Raw genomic sequence first — 4,131 nt, forward strand, 5'->3', positions numbered from 1 at the left:
ACCCCCACCTGCACCTCCCCCTAAATCGCCCCAGCGATTTAGGGGGAGGCGGGAGGGGGTAATTGCTTTACTTGCGGGTTTTGAATTTATCCCGAATTCACGTTATTTTAACGTAAGCTCGGGATCAGATCAAAACCTTGCATGCAATACCAATCACCCCCACCTGCGCCTCCCCCAATATCGCGAAAGCAATATTGGGGGAGGTGGGTGGGGGGTCACACATAAGATTGCCGCGCTTGCTAAAAAGGACGGCGATTGGGCCGCAGACGGTTCTCAAAAACGGATTTTATGGGTTGATCACCAACTGCCCCTGAAAATATTGAACGGAAACGAAAAAACCGCTTGAAATTACCGTGAAAATTTGCTAACATTTGTTCAGAAAGGGTTCAAATGTAACATGAATCATGAGTCCCCGGAACACATCTCCACCCGGGAGCAACTGCTGGCGCGGGTGGCCTGGCTATATTACGAGCAGGACCTGACTCAGGCAGAAATTGGGGCGCGGTTGGGACTTTCGCGCATCACCGTCAACCGCTTGCTCAAAGAAGCCCGTCAGAACGGGATTGTCGAAATCCGCATCCGGCCGGTTTCCTTTGATCTGCCGCTGGTGGAAATGCTGTTGCAGCGTTTTTCTTTACAGGATGCCTGGCTTGTGCCGGCTGTTGAAGAAACCGGCGAGGAACTGGCTCAATCGCTGGCGCAGATGGCAGCCCTGGTGCTGGCACAGCGCTTGCAGGAGGGTTGGACGGTGGGCATCGGCATCAGCCGCACCATTTCCTACCTTCCCGATTTTCTGGTGTTGGATAAGCCGGTCAACTGCCGGTTTGCCACTTTAATGGGTGGGTTGTACTTCCGTCCGGTGGAGATGTCGCACAACTTCGATATTCTTACCCGTCTGGCAGTGGCTACCGGCGGCGAAGCCTACTACCTGCCGCTGCCCACCTTTGTCAGCGAACCGGCAACGCGGGAGCATTTGCTGGCCGACCCGCTCATCCAGCGCAGCCTGAATGTTGCCCGGCAGGCAGACATGGCGGTTTTCAGCGTTGGCACGGTTGACCCGGCGGCGTTGTTGGTTCAGGCCGGTATCCTCGGCGAAGAAGACTTGAAAGAACTGCTGGAATACGGGGCGGTGGGGGATGTGCTGGGGTATTTCTTCGACCGGAACGGCCGGCTGGTTCCGGCGGCAGTTCACCAGCGGCTGCTGGGGATTTCACTGGAAGACCTGCGCCGTATCCCCTTGAAAATGCTGGTGGCTGGCGGAGAGCCCAAACGCCGGGCTGTCCACGCAACATTGCGCAGCGGGCTGGTGGATGTGCTGGTCACCGACACGGCAACGGCGCGCTGGCTGTGTGATCAAAAAGTAGAGGTGGAGGTGTAAGCGATGAGCAAGGAATGGTTTATCGGTTGGGATGCCGGCAGCAGCGGCGGACGCTGTTTGCTGGTCAATTCGCGCAGTGGACAAATGGTGAGCGCTTACCGGGCCTGGTCGCATCCGCCTTCAGCGGAGGGTGGTTGGGCCTACGACCTGGATACCCGTGCCGTCTGGCAGACGCTGGCTGAGCTGACCCGTGAAGTGCTGGCCAGGGCTGGTGTTCAGCCGCACCAGACAGGCGGGATTGCGGCCGTCAGCCAGCGCCACACTTCGGTGTTGATAGACGAAGCCGGCCAGGTCATTTTTGCCGCACCGAACCGCGATGCGCGGGCGGTGGAACAGAGCATGACTCTGGCAGATACGCGCGGGCAAGAACTGTATCGGCGTACCGGCCACTATCCCAGCCCGGTGTTGATGGCCGCCCGTTTGCTGTGGGTTCAAGAACACCAGCCAGCGCTGTTGGAACGCGCCCGTTACGCGCTGACGCTCAGCGACTGGCTGACCTTTCGGCTGTGCGGCACGGCGGCGGCTGAGTTCTCGCAGGCAGCCGAATCGCTGCTGTTCGATCTCCACCAGCGCAGCTGGGCCGCTGATGTGATCGCCTCGCTGGGTCTGCCAGAAGGAATTTTCCCGCCGCTGGTTCGGGCGGGCAGCCGCCTGGGTGAACTGAGTGCTGAAGCCGCCGAATTTTTGGGCCTGCCGGCCGGTTTACCGGTGGCGGTTGGCGGTGCCGACACGCAAAGCGCGCTGTTGGGCATGGGAATCACCCGCGCAGGGCAGACGGCGGTTGCCGCTGGCAGCACCGCGCCGGTGATGGTGACCACCGCGCAAGCGGCTTTTCATCCGCAGGGACGCACGTGGTGCGGTTTGCACTTGCTGCCGGAGGTGTATGTGGTGGAAAGCAACGCCGGTTCAGCCGGCACGGCCCTGGAATGGGCCGCCGGCGTGCTTTACCCCCATTCGCCTCAACCGGTGGCAGCGCTGTGTGCCGAAGCCGCAACGGCAGCGCCGGGGGCGGGCGGAGTGTTTTCCACCGTAGGGGTGCAGTTGTTCAACGCTGCCGCGCTGGGTCTGCCGGTTGATTCGCTCGCTTTTTCCACCTTCAGCCTGCCGGGCGGCAGCCAGGGACGCGCCCATCTGGCGCGGGGTATTCTGGAAGGGCTGGCAGCCTCCATGCGTTTGAACATTCAGCAGGCGCAGGAAGCCGCCGGAACAGCGGGGCAGGCGGTGCGGGCAGGCGGCGGGTTGACCCGCAGCGAAGCCTGGCTGCAGATGCTGGCAGAAATCTGCGCCCAGCCGGTCGAGGTCGGCCGCACGCCGCAGTCAACCGCACTGGGGGCGGCCATCTGTGCGGCCAGCGGGGCAGGAGAATACCCCTCGCTGGCGGAAGCGGCTCAGGCATTGAGCGGTGAGTTACGCCGTTTTACCCCACAGCCGGAACGGGTGCGTTTCTATGCGGAATGGTTCAGCGAATGGGACGCCATCCGCCGCCAGCGCGAGGAAGCCGATCAGACGGCTGCCGGCAGCATCGTGCAGGCCATGCAGCAGCGGGCAGCACCTCAGGTCAGCCTGCCGCGTGATTTTCGCCCGCGCATTCTGGTCACCGCCGATTTGGGAGAGGAAGCCGTTCGCCTGCTGGGCGAACTGGGCGAGGTGACCTACGCCAGCTATCGCAGTGAGGGCAGACTGTTGAGCGGCGAAGATCTGGTAGAAGCCCTGCGGGGGTATTCGGTATTTGTCACTGAAGTGGATGTGGTGGATGCCCCCGCCCTGGCGAAACTGCCCGACCTGCGCCTGATTTTTGCCTGCCGCGGCAACCCGGTCAACATTGATTTACAGGCCTGCAGCGCAGCCGGCGTGCCGGTAATCAACACACCCGGGCGCAATGCCGATGCTGTAGCCGACCTGACGATTGCTTTCATGCTGATGCTGGCGCGCCGCCTGCCGGAAGCAACCGCCTTTTTGCGCCAGCCGGGCGGTGAAGCCGGTGACATGGGGCGCATGGGGCAGGCTTTCTTCGCCCTGCAAGGGCGAGAACTATGGGGTAAGACGGTGGGTGTTATCGGCGGCGGGGCAATCGGGCAGCGGGTCATCCGCCGTTTGCTGCCTTTTGAAGCGCGTGTGCTGCTGTATGACCCCTACGTCAGTGAAGAGCAGGCGGCTTTATACGGTGCTTTGAAGGTGGGGCTGGAGGAACTGCTTGCTCAAAGCGATTTCATCACCCTGCACGCGGCGGTGACCGATGAAAGCCGCGCCATGCTGGATGCAGCCGCATTTGAACGGATTAAACCCGGCGCGTACCTGATCAACACTGCCCGCGCCGCGCTGGTGGATCAGGACGCGCTGCTCGGCGCGCTGCAATCCGGACGGCTGGCAGGTGCAGCGCTGGATGTTTTCCCGGTTGAACCGCCGGGCAGTGACGACCCGCTGCTGGCGCTGCCGAATGTGATTGCCACACCGCACATTGGCGGGAATACCTGTGAGGTGGGCATTCATCAGGGGCAGATCATTGTGGATGAGATGAAACGCCTGCTGCGCGGAGAAGTGCCGCGTTACGCGCTCAATCCGCAAACGCTGACCAACTTCCGCTGGAGCGGGCAGCGGGCGAGTGACACGAAAGTATTGGAGCAGCTGCGCCACACCTCAACCGCCGGGGTGACCGATTTGGAAGCGGCGCGCAAAGCCGCAAGCGACACGGCGCGCAGCCTGCCTGCCGAAAAGCGCGGCGGACTGCTGAGCGGGCTGAAACGCCTGCTGGT

2 protein-coding genes are annotated in these 4,131 nt (G+C 62.1%); both read left to right on the forward strand.

Annotated elements, in window-relative coordinates:
- The first annotated feature begins 397 nt into the window (after positions 1-397).
- Entirely contained in the window at positions 398-1,378 is a 981-nt protein-coding gene (locus VAE48_RS11135) for a sugar-binding transcriptional regulator (protein ID WP_322793400.1), read from the forward strand.
- A gap of 3 nt (positions 1,379-1,381) precedes the next feature.
- A partial coding sequence (locus tag VAE48_RS11140; protein ID WP_322793401.1) for an NAD(P)-dependent oxidoreductase occupies positions 1,382-4,131 on the forward strand: 2,750 nt, incomplete at its 3' end.

Origin of the sequence: Bellilinea sp. (genome assembly GCF_034432615.1) — a bacterium.
Classification (GTDB): domain Bacteria; phylum Chloroflexota; class Anaerolineae; order Anaerolineales; family Anaerolineaceae; genus Bellilinea.